This window comes from Streptomyces lavendofoliae (assembly GCF_014649735.1).
GTDB classification, from domain to species: domain Bacteria; phylum Actinomycetota; class Actinomycetes; order Streptomycetales; family Streptomycetaceae; genus Streptomyces; species Streptomyces lavendofoliae.
The window spans coordinates 108,593-130,551 of record NZ_BMTP01000008.1 but is presented as its reverse complement, the minus strand read 5'-3'; the positions used below and the strand labels follow the sequence as shown (position 1 = coordinate 130,551).

At 71.3% G+C, this 21,959-nt stretch carries 17 protein-coding genes and 5 tRNA genes; 13 read left to right on the top strand and 9 right to left on the bottom strand.

The window, feature by feature from the left end; translation table 11 throughout:
- Positions 1-40 precede the first annotated feature (40 nt).
- The 3 genes from IE109_RS17015 (at position 41) to IE109_RS17005 (ending at position 4,336) form a co-directional block, all read left to right on the top strand.
- Positions 41-2,389: a polysaccharide lyase 8 family protein gene (locus IE109_RS17015; RefSeq protein ID WP_189551734.1), complete on the top strand. Its 2,349-nt coding sequence runs from the start codon at positions 41-43 to the stop codon at positions 2,387-2,389.
- A 153-nt stretch (positions 2,390-2,542) separates the two neighbouring features.
- Positions 2,543-4,126 carry an acyl-CoA carboxylase subunit beta gene (locus IE109_RS17010; protein WP_189551733.1) on the top strand — a complete coding sequence of 528 codons (1,584 nt, stop codon included), beginning with the start codon at positions 2,543-2,545 and terminating at the stop codon, positions 4,124-4,126.
- A 12-nt stretch (positions 4,127-4,138) separates the two neighbouring features.
- Entirely contained in the window at positions 4,139-4,336 is a 198-nt protein-coding gene (locus IE109_RS17005; protein ID WP_189551732.1) for an acyl-CoA carboxylase subunit epsilon, read from the top strand.
- A 191-nt stretch (positions 4,337-4,527) separates the two neighbouring features.
- Here IE109_RS17005 and IE109_RS17000 read toward each other — a convergent pair whose 3' ends face one another.
- The 8 genes from IE109_RS17000 to IE109_RS16965 all read right to left on the bottom strand — a co-directional run bounded on the left by IE109_RS17000 (position 4,528) and on the right by IE109_RS16965 (position 14,967).
- Positions 4,528-5,109, bottom strand: coding sequence for a GTP-binding protein (locus IE109_RS17000; RefSeq protein ID WP_069978110.1), 582 nt, complete (start codon positions 5,107-5,109; stop codon positions 4,528-4,530).
- Complete coding sequence (locus IE109_RS16995; protein ID WP_189551731.1) at positions 5,090-5,668, bottom strand: DUF742 domain-containing protein; 579 nt, start codon at positions 5,666-5,668, stop codon at positions 5,090-5,092. Before IE109_RS16995 ends, IE109_RS17000 begins: the two co-directional genes overlap by 20 nt.
- A gap of 96 nt (positions 5,669-5,764) precedes the next feature.
- The gene (locus IE109_RS16990; RefSeq protein WP_006127847.1) at positions 5,765-6,178 is read right to left on the bottom strand and encodes a roadblock/LC7 domain-containing protein; all 414 of its coding nucleotides are present in this window, start codon (positions 6,176-6,178) and stop codon (positions 5,765-5,767) included.
- 10 nt (positions 6,179-6,188) lie between these two features.
- Positions 6,189-9,392, bottom strand: a complete 3,204-nt coding sequence (locus tag IE109_RS16985; RefSeq protein ID WP_189551730.1) for a sensor histidine kinase — start codon at positions 9,390-9,392, stop codon at positions 6,189-6,191.
- A gap of 341 nt (positions 9,393-9,733) precedes the next feature.
- Entirely contained in the window at positions 9,734-10,321 is a 588-nt protein-coding gene (locus tag IE109_RS16980) for a GTP-binding protein (protein ID WP_189551729.1), read from the bottom strand.
- Positions 10,302-10,709, bottom strand: coding sequence for a DUF742 domain-containing protein (locus tag IE109_RS16975; protein ID WP_189551728.1), 408 nt, complete (start codon positions 10,707-10,709; stop codon positions 10,302-10,304). Before IE109_RS16975 ends, IE109_RS16980 begins: the two co-directional genes overlap by 20 nt.
- Before the next feature lie 121 nt (positions 10,710-10,830).
- Complete coding sequence (locus IE109_RS16970) at positions 10,831-11,244, bottom strand: roadblock/LC7 domain-containing protein (RefSeq protein ID WP_189551727.1); 414 nt, start codon at positions 11,242-11,244, stop codon at positions 10,831-10,833.
- Positions 11,245-11,253: 9 nt separating this feature from the next.
- On the bottom strand, positions 11,254-14,967 hold the full coding sequence (locus IE109_RS16965; protein WP_189551726.1) for a sensor histidine kinase: 3,714 nt from the start codon (positions 14,965-14,967) through the stop codon (positions 11,254-11,256).
- Between the two features lie 588 nt (positions 14,968-15,555).
- On the opposite strand from IE109_RS16965, the gene IE109_RS16960 reads away from it, so the two are divergent.
- From IE109_RS16960 to IE109_RS16920, 9 genes are all read left to right on the top strand, one after another.
- Positions 15,556-15,741 carry a hypothetical protein gene (locus IE109_RS16960; protein WP_189551725.1) on the top strand — a complete coding sequence of 62 codons (186 nt, stop codon included), beginning with the start codon at positions 15,556-15,558 and terminating at the stop codon, positions 15,739-15,741.
- 77 nt (positions 15,742-15,818) lie between these two features.
- On the top strand, positions 15,819-16,607 hold the full coding sequence (locus IE109_RS16955) for a fumarylacetoacetate hydrolase family protein (protein ID WP_189551724.1): 789 nt from the start codon (positions 15,819-15,821) through the stop codon (positions 16,605-16,607).
- The gene (gene gltX, locus IE109_RS16950) at positions 16,600-18,072 is read left to right on the top strand and encodes a glutamate--tRNA ligase (protein ID WP_189551723.1); all 1,473 of its coding nucleotides are present in this window, start codon (positions 16,600-16,602) and stop codon (positions 18,070-18,072) included. The genes IE109_RS16955 and gltX overlap by 8 nt, the downstream gene beginning before the upstream one ends.
- A 111-nt stretch (positions 18,073-18,183) precedes the next feature.
- Entirely contained in the window at positions 18,184-18,903 is a 720-nt protein-coding gene (locus tag IE109_RS16945) for an HAD family hydrolase (protein WP_189551722.1), read from the top strand.
- Between the two features lie 90 nt (positions 18,904-18,993).
- Positions 18,994-19,065 (top strand) — tRNA-Gln (locus tag IE109_RS16940).
- A gap of 39 nt (positions 19,066-19,104) precedes the next feature.
- A tRNA-Glu gene (locus IE109_RS16935) sits at positions 19,105-19,177 on the top strand.
- Between the two features lie 60 nt (positions 19,178-19,237).
- Positions 19,238-19,313, top strand: a tRNA-Glu gene (locus IE109_RS16930).
- Positions 19,314-19,331: 18 nt separating this feature from the next.
- Positions 19,332-19,403: transfer RNA gene (locus IE109_RS16925), tRNA-Gln, on the top strand.
- Positions 19,404-19,421: 18 nt separating this feature from the next.
- Positions 19,422-19,494, top strand: a tRNA-Glu gene (locus IE109_RS16920).
- A 133-nt stretch (positions 19,495-19,627) separates the two neighbouring features.
- On the opposite strand, the gene ndgR is transcribed toward IE109_RS16920, so the two are convergent.
- The gene (gene ndgR, locus IE109_RS16915) at positions 19,628-20,344 is read right to left on the bottom strand and encodes an IclR family transcriptional regulator NdgR (protein ID WP_017947593.1); all 717 of its coding nucleotides are present in this window, start codon (positions 20,342-20,344) and stop codon (positions 19,628-19,630) included.
- Between the two features lie 188 nt (positions 20,345-20,532).
- Here ndgR and leuC point away from each other — a divergent pair, with 188 nt between their 5' ends.
- Positions 20,533-21,957 (top strand): 3-isopropylmalate dehydratase large subunit, encoded by a 1,425-nt coding sequence (gene leuC, locus IE109_RS16910; RefSeq protein ID WP_189551721.1) that lies wholly within the window; start codon positions 20,533-20,535, stop codon positions 21,955-21,957.
- The last annotated feature ends 2 nt before the right edge of the window (positions 21,958-21,959 follow it).

Sequence of the window (21,959 nt, the reverse complement as noted above, 5' to 3'; positions counted from 1 at the left end):
CGCGTCCCGCTCACCGCGATCCCCTCACCGGGAGGTTCCCGTGCCACCGACGACGCCCGCCTGGTCCCGCCGCCTCTTCCTCGCCGCCGGCTCCACCGCGGCCCTCGGACTCGCCGCCCCCGCCCAGGCATCACCGCGCCCGGCCGCCCCCGGCGACTTCGAGGCGCTGCGGCTGCGCTGGCTCGGCCTCCAGCTCGGCACCGGCTTCGATCCGGCCGCCGAGCCGTACGCCTCCCGCCTCGCCGGGATTGGCGACCTGGCCGACCGCCACCGCGCCTCCATGGCCCCCTCCGCCACCTCCCTGTGGCCCGGTCACGCCTTCGACCCGCCCTCCGGGATCACCCAGAGCTACCACCGCCTGTGGACCATGACCCAGGCGTACGCGCAGCCCGGCACCGGCCGCACCGCCGACCCCGGCCTCCTCGCCGACGTCCTGCGCGGCCTCGACCACCTCTCCGAGCGGGTCTACCGCCCCGGCACCACCCGCTACGGCAACTGGTGGGAGTGGCAGATCGGCAGCCCCCGCCTCCTCATGGACATCGTCGCCACCCTGTACGAGGCGGCCGGTCCCGACCGGGTCGAGGCCGCCTGCGCCGCCGTCGACCACTTCGTCCCCGACACGGTGCTGGGCGACCACAGCGGCACGTCCACCGGCGCCAACCGCGTGGACCTGTGCCGGTCCGTCGCCCTGCGCGGGGTCCTCGGCAGGTCGCCGGCCAAGCTGGCGCTCGCCCGCGACGCGCTCTCACCCGTCTTCCCGTACGTCACCTCCGGCGACGGGCTCTACGCCGACGGGTCGTTCGTCCAGCACACCTGGGTTCCCTACTCCGGTACCTACGGCCAGGTGATGCTCGACGGGCTGGGCCGGCTGTTCGCCCTGCTCGCCGGGTCGCCCTGGGAGGTCACCGACCCGAACCGGAGGATCGTCCTCGACAGCGTCGAACGCGCCTACGCGCCCCTTGTGTACAACGGCCTGATGATGGACAGCGTCAGCGGCCGGGCCGTCAGCCGGGGGATCCTGCGCAACGACCCGCACGGCACCCTGCGCGGCGACCACTTCCACGGCCAGGGCGTCATCGCGGCCATCGCCCTGCTCGCCGGGAGCGCCCCGGCCGCCGAGCGCGACCGGTGGCACGCGCGCGTGAAGGGCTGGATCGAGCGCGACACCGTCAGCCCGGTCCTCAGCGCCCCCCAGTTCGGCGTCGCCGACCTCGCGCGGCTGCACGCCGCCGCAGCATCACCCGTGCCCGCCGCGCCCGAACCGGCCGGCCACACCCTCTTCGCCGCCATGGACCGGGCCGTGCACCGCCGCCCCGGCTGGGCGGCCAACATCGCCATGGCGTCGGAGCGGATCGCCCACTACGAGTGCGGCAACGGCGAGAACCCGCGCGGCTGGCACACCGGCGCCGGAATGCTCTACTGGTGGGGCCCCGGCCCGGGCGCCGACGCCCAGTACACCGACTGGTTCTGGCCGACCGTCGACCCCTACCGGCTGCCCGGGACCACGGTGTCCACCAAGCGGCTGCCCGACCGCGCGGGCGGCGAGTGGGGCGCGCCGAAGCCGGCCGCGCGGTGGGTCGGGGGAGTGACGGACGGCGAGTTCGCCGCGGTGGGGCAGCACCTGAAGGGCCTCGGCTCCACCCTGGAGGCCCGCAAGTCCTGGTTCTGCGTCGCCGACACGGTCATCTGCCTCGGTGCGGGGATCGGCTGCGCGGACGGCGTCCCGGTCGAGACGGTCGTCGACAACCGGAACCTGGGGGAGGCGGGCGGCGGGCGGTTCACGACCGGCCCGGGTGCGCGCTGGGCCCACCTGGAGGGGCACGGGGGGTGGGTGTTCCCCGGTGGCGCGGGCGAGTTGCGCACCCTCCGCGAGGACCGCACCGGAGCCTGGCGGGACATCAACACCACGTCCACCACCGAACGCCGCACCCGCCGGTACCAGACCCTCTGGCTGGACCACGGCACCGATCCGGCGGACGCCTCGTACGCCTACCTCCTGATGCCGGGCGCCTCGCGCCGGACCGTCGCGGCCCGCGCCCACGACCCCCGCTGGCTGGAGATCCTCGACAACACCGCCGGCCGCCAGGCCGTCGCCGTACCCTCGCTGGGCCTGACGGCCGCCAACTTCTGGCAGCCCGGTACGGTGGGGCGCCTCACCGCCGGCGCGCCGGCCTGCGTCCTCGTCCGCGCGCGGGGCCGGACGGTGACGTTCCACGTCAGTGAGCCGCCGCGCACCGGACGGCCCGTGGACGTCGTCTGGCACCACCCCGTGCGGCACGTCCTCGCCCACGACCCCTCCGTCGAGGTCCTCGGGACGGGGCGGACCCTCCGGCTGCGGATCACTCCGGGGACGGCGGGCGCCGGACACCGCTGCACGGTCCGTGTCTGAGCCTATTGTGGGATCTCCATAACGCGCGGGGGTCCCACGCTGGCACTTCGGCTGCACAGGCGGGCGGTTCTGTCCAGGGCGCACAGGAGATGGGGCGGGAGACTGTACAGAGTCGACGGCGGTTTTCCTCGGTCGGCTTCGTAGGGTCGATGCATGACCGTTGTGGACGAAACCCAGGGCGAGCCGACCGATGCCCGTGGGCGTGTGGCAGAGCTGCACGCCCTGCGCGAGGAGGCCCTGCGCGGCCCCAGCGACCGGGCGACCGAAGCCCAGCACGCCAAGGGCAAGCTGACCGCCCGTGAGCGCATCGAGCTGCTGCTCGACCCGGGCTCGTTCCAGGAGGTCGAGCAGCTGCGGCGGCACCGCGCGACCGGATTCGGCCTGGAGGGCAAGCGGCCGTACACCGACGGTGTGATCACCGGCTGGGGGACGGTCGAGGGCCGGACGGTCTTCGTCTACGCGCACGACTTCCGGATCTTCGGCGGCGCGCTGGGCGAGGCCCACGCCACCAAGATCCACAAGATCATGGACATGGCCATCGCGGCCGGCGCGCCTCTGGTGTCCCTGAACGACGGCGCCGGCGCCCGTATCCAGGAGGGCGTCTCCGCGCTCGCCGGCTACGGCGGCATCTTCCAGCGCAACACGCGTGCCTCGGGTGTCATCCCGCAGATCAGCGTGATGCTCGGCCCGTGCGCGGGCGGCGCCGCCTACAGCCCGGCCCTGACCGACTTCGTCTTCATGGTCCGCGAGACCTCGCAGATGTTCATCACCGGACCGGACGTCGTCAAGGCGGTCACCGGCGAGGAGATCACCCAGAACGGCCTGGGCGGCGCGGACGTGCACGCCGAGACCTCGGGCGTGGCCCACTTCGCGTACGACGACGAGGAGACCTGCATCGCGGAGGTCCGCTACCTCCTGTCGATGCTGCCCTCCAACAACCGCGAGAACCCGCCCGCCCACCCGAGCGACGACCCGGCCGACCGGCGCTCGGACGTCCTGCTGGACCTGGTCCCGGCGGACGGCAACCGCCCCTACGACATGGCCAAGGTCATCGAGGAGCTCGTCGACGACGGCGACTACCTGGAGATCCACGAGCGCTGGGCCCGCAACATCATCTGCGCCCTGGCCCGCCTGGACGGCCAGGTCGTCGGCATCGTCGCCAACCAGCCCCAGACGCTGGCCGGTGTGCTGGACATCGAGGCGAGCGAGAAGGCCGCCCGCTTCGTGCAGATGTGCGATGCTTTCAATATCCCGATCGTCACGCTGCTGGACGTGCCCGGCTTCCTGCCGGGCGTCGACCAGGAGCACGGCGGCATCATCCGCCACGGCGCGAAGCTGCTGTACGCGTACTGCAACGCCACCGTGCCGCGCATCTCGCTGATCCTGCGCAAGGCGTACGGCGGCGCGTACATCGTCATGGACTCCCAGTCCATCGGCGCCGACCTCACCTACGCCTGGCCGACGAACGAGATCGCCGTGATGGGCGCCGAGGGCGCCGCCAACGTCATCTTCCGCCGCCAGATCGCCGACGCCGAGGACCCCGAGGCCATGCGCGCCCGCATGGTCAAGGAGTACAAGGCCGAGCTGATGCACCCGTACTACGCCGCGGAGCGCGGCCTGGTCGACGACGTCATCGACCCGTCCGAGACCCGCTCCGTGCTCATCGCCTCCCTGGCGATGCTCCGCACGAAGCACGCCGACCTGCCGTCCCGCAAGCACGGCAACCCGCCTCAGTAACAGGAGCCCCACGTGACCGACTCCCACCTGCTCCGCGTGGAGAAGGGCCAGGCCGACCCGGAGGAACTGGCGGCCATCACCGCCGTCCTCCTCGCCCGCGCCGCCGCCCGCCCCGCCGCCACCCCCGCCCGCCGCACCCGCTCCACCGCCGGCTGGCGCCGCCTCGAACGCCGTCCCGGCTTCAGCGCCCCGCACAGCTGGCAGGGCTGACACCCGCCACGGCGAACACGGCGAAGGGCCCCGCACCACACCCGGTGCGGGGCCCTTCGCCGTCCCCCGGGTCCCGCGCCCTCCGGCTCCGGGTACGCGAGGTCCGGGCGCGAGGGCGCCCGTACGGAGAGGCCCGGACGCGAGAAGGCCCGCACACCGTCGGGTGTGCGGGCCTCCGTCGCGTCACGGACCTACCGCAGGCGGGCCATCAGGGCGTGCTCCACGAGCGTGATCAAAGCGCTCTTGGCGTCGGCGCGGTGGCGGGCGTCGGTGGTGATGATCGGGGTGTCGGGTCCGATCTGGAGCGCCTCGCGCACCTCGTCCGGCGTGTACGGCTGGTGGCCGTCGAAGCCGTTCAGCGCGATCACGAAGGGCAGGCCGCTGTTCTCGAAGTAGTCGACCGCCGGGAAGCAGTCGGCGAGACGGCGGGTGTCGACGAGCACCACCGCGCCGATGGCGCCGCGGACCAGGTCGTCCCACATGAACCAGAAGCGGTCCTGACCGGGCGTGCCGAACAGGTACAGGATCAGGTCCTGGTCCAGGGTGATACGGCCGAAGTCCATGGCGACCGTGGTGGTCGTCTTGTCCCCGGTGTGGGTGAGGTCGTCGATGCCCGCGGACGCAGACGTCATGACGGCCTCGGTACGCAGCGGGTTGATCTCCGAGACGGCGCCGACGAACGTGGTCTTGCCCACGCCGAATCCGCCCGCCACCACGATCTTCGCGCTGGTGGTTGAGCGGGCTGCACCGCCGCTAGAGCTTGCGAAGTCCACTGAGCACCCTTTCGAGCAGTGTCACGTCTGGCTGGCCGCCGGCGGACTCGTCGCCGCCGGGCTGGTGGATGGCGACAAGTCCGGCCTCCGCCAGGTCGGCGACGAGGATCCGGGCAACGCCGAGGGGGATGGAGAGGAGTGCCGAGATCTCGGCGACCGACTTGATCTCGAAGCACAGCCGGCAGATCCGCTGGTGCTCGGGCAACTGCCCTTGCAGCCGGGCCGGATCGGCCGTGGTGGACACCAGCGCCTCGATGGCGAGCTGGTAACGCGGCCTCGTCCGGCCGCCGGTCATGGCGTACGGACGGACCAGCGGATTGTGGGCGTTCGACGTGGGCGCCGGCTCCGGGCGCCGCCGCTGCTGCGCCGGCTGGCTGCGCGGTGCCTGCGGCTGGACGTACGAGTGACCGGACTGCGGCTGCTGGTAGGGCTGCTGCGGCTGCTGCATGCCGCCCTGACCGCTCGGAGCGGAGGGGAAGTTGAAGCGGTTCTGGGCGTTCTCACCCTGCGACTGGTGCGCACCGTCGTATGGGTGGTGTCCGCCTGGGGGTGTTGCCACTTTTCCTCCTCGACTGCCGTTCACCGGTTCCATGTCCCTGTGGAGCCGCGCCACCGCACCCTATGGTGCGGTGGCGAGAAACGCACGGTCTGTTTGCTAGTTGAGAAGACTTCCCTGGAGTTCGGCGCGCAGATCCGGGGTAAGGACACTGCCCGCACGGTCCACCAGCAGGGCCATCTCGTAACCGACCAGACCGATGTCGGCGTCGGGGTGGGCGAGGACGGCCAGCGACGAGCCGTCCGAGATCGACATGATGAAGAGGAAGCCGCGCTCCATCTCCACCACCGTCTGGTTGACCGCGCCGCCCTCGAAGATCCGGGACGCCCCGGCCGTCAGCGACGTCAGACCCGACGCCACCGCCGCGAGCTGGTCGGCCCGGTCACGGGGGAAACCCTCGGACATCGCCAGCAGGAGTCCGTCGGCGGAGACCACCACCGTGTGCGACACCCCGGGGGTGTTGTCCACGAAGTTGGTGATCAACCAGTTCAGATTCTGCGCCGCCTGGCTCATCGGGCTCACACTAACGCTCCTGGTTGTAGGTACTACCCGGGCCGAGGCCCGATCCGTTCGTGTCCGTTCCCGCGTTGCGCCCCTGCTGGACACCGCGCCGCAGGTTGCTCAACCTGCCACGCACGTCCTCCGGAGCGCGGGAGACCTGTGGGCCGCCCTGCGGGGTCTGCTCCGCCGTGCCCTCGACCAGGTTGGCCTTGGGAACGCGCCGCGGGAGTCCGGACGGGGTGACTCCGCCGGCCTTCGGCTCGCGAAGCTTCTCGGCCCGCTGCCAGCGCTCGTCGTTGGTCGAGCGCCAGCCCTCGGAACCGTTGTCCTCGCTGCTGCTCTGCGAGACCCGCTGGACCGGCTGCGTCTGCTCCGCTTGAGGAACCTGCTGCTGCTGCGGGGCCGGAGCCTGCTGCTGGCTGCCGCGGCGCGGCAGACCGGCGTCGGTCAGCGCGTGACCGGTGCTCGGGGTGGGGCCCGAGGAGAAGCCTACGCGCTCGGGGCCGTTCGTGGGAGCGCCCTGGGCAGATTCCGATTCCGTCCCGTACCCGGAGTCGTAACCGCCCTCGTAGGAGCCCTGTTCCGGCCACTCGCCCTGGTGGGACTGGGGCTCGAACTGGTTGTCGTACTGCGGCTGCTGCGGCTCCTGAGCCGGAAAACCGGATTCCGCATAGGACGCTTCGGCGTACTCGCCCGCCGGGTACTCGCCCGTGGCATAGTCCCCGCCGTACTGCTGCTGGTAGCCGTCGTACTGGTCCTGGGCGTAGCCGTTCCGCTGCTCGTACTGCTGCTGCTCGTAGCCGTACCGCTCCTGGCCGCCCTGCTCCTCGTACGCGGCGCCCTGCTGCTCCTGGGCCACCTCGTCGCGGAACATCGCGCGCTCGTTCTGGGATGCGCCGTTGAGCTGCGCGCCCAGCGCGGCACGGCGCTCCTCGCGCATCCGGGTGCGGCCGACCGGGTCCAGGGCGTTGCCGTCGCCCTGCGGCTGCTCGTACCGGGAGTCGTCGAAGCCCAGTTCCGCGGCCGTGCGCAGCGGAGCCGCCTCGAACGCCTGCTGCTCCGGGATGATCTGCGAGACGGTGAAGTCGTCGTTCAGGGCCGGGTCGCCACCACCACCGTGGGTGATCGCGTCCGGGAGCATGACCAGCGACGTCGTACCGGCCTGCTCGCCCGAGGGGCGCAGCTGGACGCGGATGCCGTGCCGGTCGGAGAGGCGGCCGACCACGAACAGGCCCATGCGCTGCGAGATCGCGGCGTCCACGGTGGGCGGGTTGGCCAGCTTGTGGTTGATGTCGGCGAAGTCCTCGGCGGTGAGGCCGATGCCCTTGTCGTGGATCTCGATCATCACGCGGCCGTCGGGCAGACGGGTCGCGGTGACCCGGACCTTGGTCTGCGGGGAGGAGAACGTGGTGGCGTTCTCCAGCAGCTCCGCCAGCAGGTGCACGAGGTCGGTCACGGCCTGGCCGTGGATCTCCGACTCCGGTACGCCGGTCAGCTCGATGCGCTCGTACTGCTCCACCTCGGAGGAGGCGGCACGCAGCACGTCCACCAGCGGGACGGGCTGGTTCCAGCGGCGGCCGGGCTCCTCGCCGGCGAGGATGAGGAGGTTCTCGCCGTTGCGGCGCATGCGGGTGGCCAGGTGGTCCAGGCGGAAGAGGTTCTCCAGCTGGTCCGGGTCGGCCTCGTTGTTCTCCAGCTCGGTGATCAGGGTCAGCTGGCCCTCGATCAGCGACTGGTTGCGCTGGGAGAGGTTGGTGAAGATCGCGTTGACGTTGCCCCGCAGCAGGGCCTGCTCGGCGGCGAGCCGGACGGCCTCGCGGTGCACCTGGTCGAAGGCGCGGGCGACCTCGCCGATCTCGTCCTGGGAGTCGATCGGGATCGGCTGCACGCGGGTGTCGACGCGGCCCGGGTCGGTCCGGGAGAGCTGGTCGACCAGCATCGGCAGGCGCTGCTCGGCGATGCCGAAGGCGGCGGTGCGCAGCCGGCTCATCGAGGTGCTCATCTGGCGGGCCATCATTCCGGCCAGGATGAACGCGGTGAGCAGGGCGACCACGACGATGGCGCCGATGACGATGGCGTCGGTCTTGGCGTCGGAGGAGATCTCGGCGGCCTCGTCCACCGCCTTGTTCACCAGCTCGGTGCTGACCTCGCCGTAGCCGTCGAACTTGGAGGTGGAGGCGGCCAGCCAGGTCTCCTTGACGACGCCCTTGGCCCGGAGCTCCTCGATCGCGTCGGCGTCCTCGGCGTTGCCGATCTTCTCGGCCATGGGCGCGAGGACCGAGCCGTTCTTGTCCTTGGGCAGCGTGATGCCCTCGGCCTGGAGGCGCTTGTCACCCTCGATGGCCCGGCCCCGCATGACCGCCTCGAGCTTCTTGACGTCCTCCTCGGTGCCACCGGAGTTGTACTCGCCGAGGGCGATCTGCTCCAGGTAGTTGTACGAGTTGAACGCGCGGCTCTGGGCGGCGAACGTGGCGTCGTCCTTGCTCGGCCGGACCAGGAGGTGCGTGCCGATCGAGCGCTGGAGCGACTGGGCGGCCTGGGCCAGCTGAATGGCGTACACCATGCGGCCGTAGGAGGTGACGTTCCCGGTGCCGAGGCCGAGCTCGTTGGCGAACTCCATCAGGTAGTGCTGGACGCCGGTGTAGGACTCTTCGGTCGACACCGGGTCCTGGGCCTTGGTGTAGGCGTTCTGCCGGAGCTCTTCGAGCAGGGGCTCCTGGTCCCGGAAGAGTTCCAGCCGGCGCTCCAGACCCTGCCCCGACGGCATGTCCCGGACGGCCTCGTCGAACTTCTTCTTCGCGGCTTCGGTCGCGTCGCGCGCCTTGGCGACGTCCGGGTCGCTGTCGCGGTCCTTGCCCGTGAGCAGTGGTACGGCGGTGAGGTCACGCTCGTTGAGCAGCGCCTGGCCGTACTCCGAGGCGGCGCGCACGATGAGCGCCGTCTTCTCGGCGTCCTGCGCCTCCTGCCAGGTGTCGATGGCCGCCTTCACCTGGAAGCCGCCCATGACGAGACCGATGAGCACGGGTATGAGGAGGATGGCGTTCAGGCGGGTGGCCACCCGCCAGTTGCGCGGGGAGAGCTTGCTGGAGCTCCCCGTACCGCCCTTGTCGCCGGAGGAGGCCGACGACGTTCCGGGGGTATCGGCAGGCGGCACCGCTGTGCGTGCGGGCGGGGTGAAGTTGCCCCGCGCCTGCTGCTCTGCGGCGCTTTTCGTGCTTCGCCTCACTCGACCAACAACCTCTCGGCGCCGGCACCTACGTCGTGCCGTTTTTCTGTTTCAGGGCCGTACTACTCGGGAGTTCGTCGCATTGCAGCACGTAAAGCGGCCGCGTTCCAAACCCCCCGTTCGGGTCGTTACCAGTGGTTCAGACCTCAGATAAAACGGGCATAAAGAACGAGCCCCGCCAAAAGGCGGGGCTCATGTGAGCGCAGCGGCACCATACGGATGCGTCTCGTGTTGGGCGCTCCGCAATTCTCTGTCGAAACGTTATGAACCCCGGGGCCGACCGTGTCAAAGGACACACCCGGCCCCGGATCGCCGCTACGACAACTTCCGTACGGCCACGACTACTTGAGGCGGGCCATCAGGGCGTGCTCCACGAGCGTGATCAAAGCGCTCTTGGCGTCGGCGCGGTGGCGGGCGTCGGTGGTGATGATCGGGGTGTCGGGTCCGATCTGGAGCGCCTCGCGCACCTCGTCCGGCGTGTACGGCTGATGTCCCTCGAAACCGTTCAGCGCGATCACGAAGGGCAGGCCGCTGTTCTCGAAGTAGTCGACCGCCGGGAAGCAGTCGGCGAGACGGCGGGTGTCGACGAGCACCACCGCGCCGATGGCGCCGCGGACCAGGTCGTCCCACATGAACCAGAAGCGGTCCTGACCGGGCGTACCGAAGAGGTACAGGATCAGGTCCTGGTCCAGCGTGATGCGGCCGAAGTCCATGGCGACCGTGGTGGTCTTCTTGTCCCCGGTGTGGGTGAGGTCGTCGATGCCCGCCGAGGCGGAGGTCATGACGGCCTCGGTACGCAGCGGGTCGATCTCCGAGACGGCGCCGACGAACGTGGTCTTGCCCACGCCGAATCCGCCCGCCACCACGATCTTGGCGGAGGTGGTCGAGCGACCGCCTCCCGAACCGCCGCTAGAGCTTGCGAAGTCCACTGAGCACCCTTTCGAGCAGTGTCACATCCGGCGTTCCGCCGGCCTCTCCATTGCCCGGCTGGTGGATCGCCACCATGCCCGCCTCCGCCAGGTCGGCGACGAGGATCCGGGCTACGCCCAGCGGCATCGACAACAGCGCCGATACCTCTGCCACCGACTTCACCTCACGGCACAGGTGGCAGATCCGCTGGTGCTCGGGAAGCAGGGTTCCCAGGTGGGCCGGGTCGGCCGTGGTACTGACCAGCGCCTCGATGGCGAGCTGGTAGCGCGGCCTCGTCCGGCCGCCGGTCATGGCGTACGGCCGGACCAGCGGCTGGTCGCCTTCGACGCCGTAACCGGCGTCCGTGGGGACGCCGTACGGATCGTGAGAGGCGGGGGGCGGGGTCATTGATCCTCCAGTGACAGCAGGTGGTCTGCCTGTCGTCTGACTGGGCCGGTGGGGGGCCGGAGGGGGCGGCCGACGGTGAACGAGGCAAGAGGGGGGACGGTACGGATTGGGGCGTACCGCCTCAGTGGAGCAGGCTGCCCTGCAGTTCCGCGCGCAGGTCAGGGGTGAGGACGTTGCCCGCGCGGTCGACGAGCAGGGCCATCTCGTACCCGACGAGGCCGATGTCCGCGTCGGGGTGCGCGAGTACGGCCAGGGAGGAGCCGTCCGAGATGGACATCAGGAAGAGGAAGCCGCGCTCCATCTCCACCACGGTCTGGGCGACGGCGCCGCCCTCGAAGATCCGGGAAGCCCCCGCGGTGAGCGAGGTCAGCCCGGACGCCACGGCCGCGAGCTGATCCGCGCGGTCGCGGGGGAACCCTTCGGACATGGCGAGCAGGAGTCCGTCGGCGGAGACCACCACTGTGTGGGACACCCCTGGGGTGTTGTCCACGAAGTTGGTGATCAGCCAATTCAGGTTCTGGGCCGCTTGGCTCATCGGTCGCAACTAACGCTCCTGCTGGTGTGTGGGGCCGGTGTGGAAACTGCCCGTGGTGGAGCTGCCTGCCTGACGCCCCTGCTGGATGCCGCGGCGGAGGTTGGTCAGGCGGCCGCGTACGTCATCAGGCGCACGCGAGACCTGCGGACCGGACTGGTGGGCCGACTCCTGCGCGGTTCCCGGCACCAGATTGGCGCGCGGGACCCGGCGGGGAAGGCCGGAGGTGGTGATGCCGCCGGCGGCGGGCTTGCGGACCCGCTCGGCCTGGCGCACCAACTCGTCGTTGGGGGTGGTACGCCACGCCCCGGTCGTGGAGGCCGGGTCGGCGCCCTGGCCGGTGCCCTGGCCGTCCCGGCGGGACGGCAGCGACGGCGCGGGCCGTCCCTGCGCGGGCCGGGCCGCCTGCGGCGCGGGCTGCTGCGGTACGGCCGGGGTCGGCATGGTCCGGTCGTGGGCCGGGTACGCGGCGGCCTCGCCGCGCTGCGGCCGGTCCTGCTGCTGGTGCGGCTGCTGGGCCTGACCGTTCTGGTGGAACCAGTTGGTCTCCAGCGTGTCGTACAGCGGCGTACGGCCGTCCCCCGCGTCGGGCGCGGGCGGCAGGGCCTCCGGCTGCTGCGGCCGGCCGGCCTGGTAGTCGGGGCGGGCGAACTGCGCCGTGGACGCGGGGTCCTGGCGGTCGGCCGAGGGGCGGGCGTGCTGCCCGGTGGCCTCCGGCTCCTCGTGACCGCGCGGCACGTCGGCGCCCCAACTGGTGGTCTGCGGGCGCTGCGGGCGCTGCTGCGGCGCGGGCTGCTGCTGGACCGGCGGCTGCTGGACCTGCTGCGGCGGGACCGGCTGCTGGACCTGCTGCTGACGGCGCGGGGGCTGCTGCTGGTGCTGCTGCTGCGCGGCGCCCGGCAGCTCGGCGTGCTGTCCGCCGGGGGACGGCTGCTGCGCGCCCGCCCGGGGCCCCTGCTCGGAGGGGCCGTTCTGCCAGACGTCCGAGCGCGTCGGGATGCCGCTGTCCCGCGTACCGCGACCGCCGGCGGCACCGCCGAAGGCGCCCGCGGCACCGGAGCCCTGGCGCTGCGGGTCCTGGGGCGCCTGGGGCTGTCCGCCCGGAGCGCCCTGACCCGGCCGGCCCTGGCGACCCGGCTGACCGCCCTGCGGACCGCCCTGGAGGCCGGCCTGCCGTGCGGCCGCGTCGTCCCGGCCGGGCAGCGCGGGCCGCTGACCGGCTCCCGAGCCGACCTGGCCACGCGCACCCGCGGAACCGGCACCGACGCCCGCCCCGAGACCGGCGCGGCCCGCGGGCGCACCGCCCGGGCCGCCCGCGCCGGGACCGCCGCCGAGACCGGGACCGCCGCCGAGACCGGGACGGCCGCCACCGGCCGCGCCGGGGCCGCCGGTCAGCCGGCCACCGGAGCCGGACGGGCCCTGCGGCATGGCGCCCGGACCGCCCTGACCGGGCTTGCCGGGCAGCTTCTTGCCGCCCTGGGCGACGTCCACCGGGAGCATGACCAGCGCGGTCGTACCGCCCGAGTCGGAGGGGCGCAGCTGGATGCGGATGCCGTGCCGCAGGGACAGGCGGCCGACCACGAACAGACCCATGCGCCGGGAGACCGACACGTCCACGGTGGGCGGCGAGGCGAGCCGCTCGTTGATCGCGGCGAGGTCCTCGGGCGACAGACCGATACCGGTGTCGTGGACCTCGACGAGCACCCGCCCGTCGGGCAGCGCGTGACCGGTGACGCGCACCTTGGTCTGCGGCGAGGAGAACGACGTGGCGTTCTCCAGCAGCTCGGCCAGCAGGTGCACGAGGTCGTTGACGACACGGCCCGCGACCTCGGTCGCCGGCACGGAGGCCAGCTCGATGCGCTCGTACTGCTCCACCTCGGAGGCGGCGGCACGGAGCACGTCGACCAGCGGGACGGGCCGGGTCCACCGGCGCCCCGGCTCCTCACCGGCGAGGACGAGCAGGTTCTCACCGTTACGGCGCATACGCGTGGCGAGGTGGTCCAGCTTGAACAGGGAGGACAGCTGGTCCGGGTCGGCCTCGCGGGACTCGAGCTCGGAGATCAGCGACAGCTGGCGCTGGATGAGGCCCTGGGAGCGGCGCGAGAGGTTGGTGAACATCGCGTTGACGTTGCCCCGCAGCAGCGCCTGCTCGGCGGCGAGGCGGACCGCCTCGCGGTGCACGTCGTCGAAGGCCGCGGCCACCTGGCCGATCTCGTCCCGGGAGTGCACACCCACCGACTCCACGGACGTGTCGACGTCCTGCGGGTCGGCCTCGGACAGCTGCTTGACCAGCTCGGGCAGCCGCTCCTGGGCGACCTTGGTCGCCGTGTCCTGGAGCCGCCGCAGCGACCGGATCATGGAGCGGGCCACCACGAAGGCGCCGACCAGGGAGACACCGAGCACCAGCAGGATCAGCGCACCGTTGATGATCGCGTCGCGCTGCTCCTCCTGGCGCAGCTCACGGGCGGTGCTGTCCATGTCGCCCAGCAGGGACGCCTCGATGGTGTCCATGACCTGCATCTTGGGCGCGTAGGCGTCGGTCCAGTCCAGGTAGCCGCGCGGGTCCTGCTGCTTGAGCCCGTCGTCGTTGCGGAGCACGAGGTCCGCGTACGCGTCGGCCTGGGCGATGGCGGGGTTGTTCGGGCCGAGCGGCGCCAGCAGCTCCGTCGGGTCACCGCCCAGGGAGCTGTAGATCAGCTCGAAGGAGTCCCTCGCCGCCCGCTCGTTCTCCCGCGCGGCCGCGCCGTACTCGCGGTCGTTGGGGTCCATCTCCCGCTTTTCCTGGCTGGTCTTGGGGAGAGCGGCGGCGATGATCGCACGCTGGATGGAGGCGTACTCCTTGGCGGCCGAGAACGCGGCGAGCGCGCGGGTCCGCTTGATCATCTCGGGGTTGCTGGTCGCCTGGGCCATGTCCTGGGAGAGGCTGAGCAGCGAGTTGATCAGACGGTTGTAGCGCTCGACCGTCTGGAAGTCCTGCGAGCCGTCCCGGAACGCGCCGCTGCGGATGTTGCCGAGCCGCACGACCTCGCCGGCGATCTGCGTGACGTTCGCGTGGATGCTCTGCAGGGCCTCGTCGCCCTGGGTGTCGCCGATGTCGTTGGTGGCGTGGAGGAACGCGTCACGCGCCCGGTCCGCCTTCTTCTGCGGCTCGGTGACCTTGAGGTCGGTGGCCGGTACGCCGTTGGACAGCGGGCCCGCCGTCAGGTCGCGCTCCTCCTGGAGCGCCTGGGCGAGGTTGGTCGCCTCCTGCGTCAGCTTGGTGAGCAGCTGCATGTGATCCAGCTGCTCCATGTCGTTCATGGACTCGTTGATACGGATGCCGCCCAGGGTGGTCGCGGCGACCACGGGGAGGGCGAGCAGCGAGACCAGTCGCGTGCTGATGCGCCAGTTGCGCAGGGCTATTCGCGGGCCGGCGTCGACGGGGCTCCTGTCCGACGGGACGGTCTTCGCGCCCTTCGCGGTCCTGGCGGCCTTCGTGCCCTTGGCGCCCTTGCCCGTCCTGGACCGGCCGGCCGCCGTCGACGTGGCGTCGCCGCCCTGTCCGGCCCCCGGCTGTCCCGCACGGTCACCACCGTCGCCGGCCGCGGCCGGTCCCGGCGTCTGGGTGTGCTGGGGCGAGGAGCCGCGGTCGGTCCCGCCGCGCGGCTCCTGCTCCGCCGCAGCTTCCCCTCGGCCCTGGCGGGCCTGGGGAGACCCGTTGCCATCCCTCTTGAAACGTCCCTGCACTAGCGTCGCAACCTCTGGACCAGGCGTCCCCCCGCGCGAACGGACAGGACGGTGTCGGCGTCGTGGAGCGCGAGCGCGCTCCAGTGGTGGTCGTGAGTGACCGGCGCAGATCCCCCTTCCTCACCGCCGCTCGGCGCTGTGTTGCGCCCCAGCGCGCCGGTCTGGAATCCGCGGCGGTGCGTGGAATTCCAGCACAGTGCCGGATCTCCAACAAGGCCGACGGATCGCACCCGGAAAGGGGTCACCGCTTGTGAGTGGCGGGTCACCGGCCGTAGAAACCGATCGGGGAGGAATGGGGCGTTCGCGTACGAGTCGCTGGTGAGGCCCTCGGGGGTGGGGGGTGTCCCAGTCGCGATGATCAGCAGCGGAATGCTGCATTCAGGTACGCAATGTCCGATTCCAGAGCCCGTTCCGACCGCCCGTTATGTCGGAAACACCCCCTGCTCCGTGAGCAAACTCACATATAGATCGTTGCCTTCTACCGTCAATCGCGGGGAATCCCATGTTTAGCCTGACGCTTTACAAAGAAGGAAAAACCGTCAACCAGGCGCCCCGGCGGCGCCCGCACCCCGAGGTCGGACAGCACCGATGAAGACGACGATGACCATGCGCAGCATCGCCAACCCGCGCCGCACCACCCTGATGCACCTGGCTGACGCCGGGGAGCTGGACCAGGGAGCGCGCCCGGAGCACTCGGCCGACCTCCCCGCCAGCACCGCCAACCCGCGCCGCACGACCCTGATGGACGCCCCCGTCCCGGCCGCGCGGTCGTGACGGCCGACGGCGTGCGCCTCCCGCGTTAGCCTGGAGCGTCAGACTCCAGCCAGCGGAAGTAAGGGGCACGGCATCCCGTGCGCATCGCCAGGTTCTCCATCGACGGCAACGTCGCCTTCGGCGCGGTCGAGGGCGGCAGCGCCCCCGGCGAGGAGGGCGCTCTCGTCCTCGACATCATCAAGGGTATTCCGTACGCCGACTTCGAACTCAGCGGGACCAAGGTCCCGCTGAGCAAGGTCCGGCTGCTGCCGCCCGTCCTGCCCAACAAGGTCGTGGGCATCGGCCGCAACTACGCGGAGCACGCCGCGGAGCTCGGCAACGAGGTCCCGGACGTCCCCGTCGCGTTCTTCAAGCCCACCACCTCGGTGATCGGCTCCGGCGACGCCATCGAGTACCCCTCCTTCTCCCAGGAGCTGCACCACGAGGCCGAGCTCGCCGTCGTGATCGGCCGCATGTGCCGCGAGGTCCCGCGCGAGCGCGTCAAGGACGTCATCCTCGGCTACACCTGCGCCAACGACGTCACCGCCCGCGACGTCCAGAAGCGCGAGAAGCAGTGGGCCCGGGCCAAGGGCTTCGACACCGCCTGCCCCCTGGGCCCCTGGGTGGAGACCGACCTCGACCCCGCCGACGTCACGATCCAGTGCACCGTCAACGGGGAACAGCGGCAGCTGGGCCGCACGAGCGACATGATCCGCTCCGTGGAGGACCTCGTCGTCCACATCACCGAGGCCATGACGCTGCTCCCGGGCGACGTCATCCTCACGGGCACCCCGGCCGGAGTCGGACCGCTCAACGTCGGCGACGAGGTCGCCGTCACCATCGAAGGCATCGGCACTCTCACCAACAAGGTGATCAAGCGTGGCTAACGCGATCCGCGTACGTTTCTGTCCCTCGCCGACCGGCAACCCCCACGTGGGCCTGGTCCGCACCGCCCTGTTCAACTGGGCCTACGCCCGGCACAACCAGGGCACCATGGTCTTCCGCATCGAGGACACCGACGCGGCCCGCGACTCGGAGGAGTCCTACCAGCAGCTCCTCGACTCGCTGCGCTGGCTCGGCCTCGACTGGGACGAGGGCCCCGAGGTCGGCGGCCCGCACGCCCCGTACCGCCAGTCGCAGCGCATGGACATCTACAAGGACATCGCCGACCGGCTGCTCGCCGGTGGCTACGCGTACCGCTGCTACTGCACCGCCACCGAGCTCGACGAGCGCCGTGAGGCGGCCCGCGCCGCCGGCCGCCCGTCCGGCTACGACGGCACGTGCCGCGACCTGACCGACGAGCAGCGGGCGGCGTACGAGGCGGAGGGCCGCGAGTCGATCGTCCGCTTCCGGATGCCCGACGAGCCGATCACCTTCACCGACCTGGTCCGCGGCGAACTGACCTTCACCCCGGACAACGTCCCGGACTACGGCATCGTCCGCGCCAACGGCGCCCCCCTCTACACGCTCGTCAACCCGGTCGACGACGCGCTGATGGAGATCACCCACGTCCTGCGCGGCGAGGACCTGCTCTCCTCCACCCCGCGCCAGCTCGCCCTCTACAAGGCGCTGATCGAGCTGGGCGTCGCCAAGGACGTCCCCGTCTTCGGCCACCTGCCCTACGTCATGGGCGAGGGCAACAAGAAGCTGTCCAAGCGCGACCCGCAGGCGTCCCTCAACATCTACCGGGAGCGCGGCTTCCTCCCCGAGGGCCTGCTGAACTACCTGTCTCTCCTCGGCTGGTCCTTCTCCGCCGACCAGGACGTCTTCACGATCCCCGAGATGATCGCGAAGTTCGACGTCGCGGACGTCAACGCCAACCCGGCCCGCTTCGACCTCAAGAAGGCCGAGGCGATCAACGCCGACCACATCCGCATGCTGGACGTGAAGGCGTTCACCGCGGCCTGCGAGCCGTGGCTCCAGGCCCCGCACGCCCCCTGGGCGCCGGAGGACTTCGACCGGGCCGCCTGGGAGGCCATCGCCCCGCACGCCCAGACCCGGCTGACCGTCCTCTCCGAGATCACGGCCAACGTCGACTTCCTGTTCCTCAAGGAGCCGGCGCACGACGAGGCGTCCTGGCAGAAGGCCATGAAGGAGGGCTCCGACGCCCTGCTGCGCACGGCCCGCGCCAAGCTGGAGGCCGCGGACTGGACCAGCCCCGAGTCGCTGAAGAACGCGGTCCTGGCCGCCGGCGAGGAGCACGGCCTCAAGCTCGGCAAGGCCCAGGCCCCCGTCCGCGTCGCGGTCACCGGCCGCACGGTCGGCCTGCCGCTCTTCGAGTCCCTGGAGATCCTGGGCAAGGAGCGCACGCTGGCCCGCGTCGACGCCGCGCTCGCCAGGCTCGCGGCGTAAGCGCCGCACGTAGGCCCGAGGGGGCGGCGGGCCCGTCCACGGCCGCCGCCCCCTCGGGCGTCTTCGCCGTACGGGCCCGGCCCGGCACGGCCGCCGCGTAGGCTCGGGGCCATGCCCATCCGCGCGATCCTTTGGGACATCGACGACACGATCTTCGACTACGCGAGCGCCGACCGCGCCGGCATGCTGCGCCACCTGCGGGCCGAGGGCCTGGCCGACGGGTACGACTCCGTCGACCAGGCCCTCACCCGCTGGAAGGCCCTCACGGCCCTCCACTGGCAGCGCTTCGAGGAGGGCGGCGTCGGATTCGAGGAGCAGCGGCGCGACCGGGTGCGGGACTTCCTGGCGGCGGAGCTGACCGACGAGGAGGCCGACGCCTGGTTCGGGCGGTACCTGAAGCACTACGAGGCCGCCTGGGAGCTGTTCCCGGACACCCTGCCCGTCCTGGAGCTGCTGGCCGCCGACTACCGGCACGCCGCCCTGTCGAACTCCTCCGTCCACAACCAGGAGCGCAAGCTGCGCGTCCTGGGCGTCAGGGACCGGTTCGAGGCGCTGCTGTGCGCGGCCGAGCTGGGGGTGGCCAAGCCCGACCCCGCGGCCTTCCACGCCGCCTGCGACGCCCTGCGCCTGCGCCCGGCGGACGTCGCGTACGTCGGCGACCAGCCGGACATCGACGCCCGGGGTGCCGTCGAGGCGGGGCTCACCGGCATCTGGCTGGACCGGGGCGGAAAGGGCGGCAGGCCCGAGCTGACCCGGATCACGGGGCTCGACCAGCTCCCCGGCCTGCTGCGCGGCGATACCCGTTTTGGAGCCCCGGACTCCTTCGGGTAATGTTCTTCCTGCGCCGAGGGGAGCAAGCCGAAAGGCCCGAAACCCGGAAGCGTAACCCGAACAAAATCCCCACCGGGGGTTGCGTTTTGGTGGCCTATGGTGTAATTGGCAGCACGACTGATTCTGGTTCAGTTAGTCTAGGTTCGAGTCCTGGTAGGCCAGCTCGCAGAGCTTATCTGCATCGCGGATGGCATCCGCGAGGCCCCCGTTGTGTAGCGGCCTAGCACGCCGCCCTCTCAAGGCGGTAGCGCCGGTTCGAATCCGGTCGGGGGTACAGATCCTTCCCGCGAGATCGTCTGGGTCGCACCCATGATCTCGATGCAGGATCGCTAGGGCCCCCGTTGTGTAGCGGCCTAGCACGCCGCCCTCTCAAGGCGGTAGCGCCGGTTCGAATCCGGTCGGGGGTACCAACTGGTCTAAACCACCAGTGGCCTATGGTGTAATTGGCAGCACGACTGATTCTGGTTCAGTTAGTCTAGGTTCGAGTCCTGGTAGGCCAGCGGATCATCACTGATCTTGCCCCCGTTGTGTAGCGGCCTAGCACGCCGCCCTCTCAAGGCGGTAGCGCCGGTTCGAATCCGGTCGGGGGTACGCACAGAGGAAGCCCTCCCCAGCAGGGGAGGGCTTCCTCGCGTTCGGCGACAGCTCAAGAGCGGAACAACTCCGGCCCACCGCTGCGGCGTTGAAGCGGTGGGCCGGGAGTCGGCAGCCGGGAACGAGAGGGTCAGCCGGAGCGCCGCAGGGCGTCCGACAGTCGGGCGGCGGCGTCGATGACCGCCTGGGCGTGCATCCGCCCCGGGTGGCGGGTCAGGCGCTCGATCGGCCCCGACACCGACACGGCCGCCACCACGCGGTTCGAGGGGCCCCGCACGGGCGCGGACACCGACGCGACGCCCGGCTCGCGCTCACCGATCGACTGGGCCCAGCCCCGGCGCCGTACGCCCGACAGGGCGGTCGCCGTGAACCGGGCCCCCTGGAGGCCGCGGTGCAGTCGCTCCGGCTCCTCCCAGGCCATCAGGATCTGGGCCGACGAGCCGGCCTTCATGGTGAGCGTGGAGCCGACCGGCACGGTGTCCCGCAGGCCGGACAACCGCTCCGCCGCGGCGACGCAGATGCGCATGTCGCCCTGGCGCCGGTAGAGCTGCGCGCTCTCCCCGGTCACGTCCCGCAGGTGGGTCAGTACGGGTCCGGCCGTGGCCAGCAGGCGGTCCTCACCGGCCGCCGCGGCGAGCTCCGCCAGCCGCGGGCCCAGGATGAACCGGCCCTGCATGTCCCTCGCCACCATCCGGTGGTGTTCCAGTGCCACGGCAAGGCGATGTGCCGTGGGTCGTGCGAGCCCTGTCGCCGCGACCAGCCCGGCGAGGGTGGCCGGACCGGACTCCAGGGCGCTCAATACCAGAGCTGCCTTGTCGAGAACGCCGACGCCGCTAGAGTTGTCCATGCAACGATATTCACGTCTCACTCTGTGAAACGCAAGTTCAATTTTTCCCGGAACTTGCCACCCTGTACGTACGGCCCCAGGACCAACGGGTCCGATGTCGACGTCCAGCACGTGAAACGTGGGTCTACGGGCGTGGGCCCACAGATCTCTAGAGGTGCCGGCACACCACGCCGGCCGGAGGGAAAGCGATGGGTAGGACTCTCGCGGAGAAGGTCTGGGACGACCATGTCGTCCGGCGCGCCGAAGGCGAGCCCGACCTGCTCTTCATCGATCTGCACCTGCTGCACGAGGTGACCAGCCCCCAGGCGTTCGACGGCCTGCGCAAGAGCGGCCGGCAGGTCCGGCGCCTCGACCTCACCATCGCGACCGAGGACCACAACACCCCCACCCTGGACATCGACAAGCCGATCGCCGACCCGGTCTCCCGCGTCCAGCTGGAGACGCTGCGCAAGAACTGCGCGGACTTCGGCGTCCGGCTGCACCCGCTGGGCGACGTCGAGCAGGGCGTCGTCCACGTCGTGGGACCGCAGCTGGGCCTGACCCAGCCGGGCACCACCGTGGTCTGCGGCGACTCCCACACCTCCACGCACGGCGCCTTCGGCGCGCTCGCCTTCGGCATCGGCACCTCCCAGGTCGAGCATGTCCTGGCCACCCAGACGCTGCCCATGGCCCGCCCCAAGACCATGGCGATCACCGTCGAAGGCGATTTGCCCGAGGACGTCACCGCCAAGGACCTCATCCTGGCGATCATCGCCCGGATCGGCACGGGCGGCGGCCAGGGATACGTCCTGGAGTACCGCGGCTCCGCCATCGAGAAACTCTCGATGGAGGCCCGCATGACCATCTGCAACATGTCGATCGAGGCCGGTGCCCGCGCGGGCATGATCGCCCCCGACGAGACCACCTTCGCCTACCTCAAGGGGCGCGCCCACGCGCCGGAGGGCGAGGACTGGGACGCGGCGGTCGCCTACTGGAAGACCCTGCGGACGGACGACGACGCCGTCTTCGACGCCGAGGTCGTCATCGACGCCTCCGCGCTGGCGCCCTTCGTCACCTGGGGCACCAACCCCGGCCAGGGATCGCCGCTTTCGGCGTCCGTCCCCGACCCGGCTTCGTACGAAGACGCTTCGGAGCGCCTGGCCGCCGAGAACGCTCTGAAGTACATGGGCCTGACTGCCGGGCAGCCGCTGCGCGACATCAAGGTCGACACCGTCTTCGTGGGCTCCTGCACCAACGGCCGCATCGAGGACCTGCGCTCCGCCGCCGGCATCCTGGGCGGCCGCAAAGTCGCCGACGGCGTACGGATGCTGGTCGTCCCCGGCTCGGTCCGGGTCGCGCTGCAGGCCGTCGAGGAGGGCCTGGACAAGGTCTTCAAGGAGGCCGGCGCCGAATGGCGGCACGCGGGCTGCTCGATGTGCCTGGGCATGAACCCCGACCAGCTCGCCCCCGGCGAGCGTTCCGCCTCCACCTCCAACCGCAACTTCGAGGGTAGGCAGGGCAAGGGCGGCCGCACCCACCTGGTGTCGCCCCAGGTCGCCGCCGCCACCGCCGTGCTGGGCCACCTGGCCTCGCCCGCCGACCTGTCCGAAGCCCCCGCGACCGCCGGAGTCTGAGC

Coding starts and splice junctions, on each gene's coding strand:
- IE109_RS16975 (WP_189551728.1), bottom strand. CDS start 10,709: ATGACCCCGCCCCCCGCCTCTCACGATCCGTACGGCGTCCCCACGGAC.
- IE109_RS16990 (WP_006127847.1), bottom strand. CDS start 6,178: ATGAGCCAGGCGGCGCAGAATCTGAACTGGTTGATCACCAACTTCGTG.
- IE109_RS17010 (WP_189551733.1), top strand. CDS start 2,543: ATGACCGTTGTGGACGAAACCCAGGGCGAGCCGACCGATGCCCGTGGG.
- IE109_RS16960 (WP_189551725.1), top strand. CDS start 15,556: ATGAAGACGACGATGACCATGCGCAGCATCGCCAACCCGCGCCGCACC.
- ndgR (WP_017947593.1), bottom strand. CDS start 20,344: ATGGACAACTCTAGCGGCGTCGGCGTTCTCGACAAGGCAGCTCTGGTA.
- IE109_RS16945 (WP_189551722.1), top strand. CDS start 18,184: ATGCCCATCCGCGCGATCCTTTGGGACATCGACGACACGATCTTCGAC.
- IE109_RS16970 (WP_189551727.1), bottom strand. CDS start 11,244: ATGAGCCAAGCGGCCCAGAACCTGAATTGGCTGATCACCAACTTCGTG.
- leuC (WP_189551721.1), top strand. CDS start 20,533: ATGGGTAGGACTCTCGCGGAGAAGGTCTGGGACGACCATGTCGTCCGG.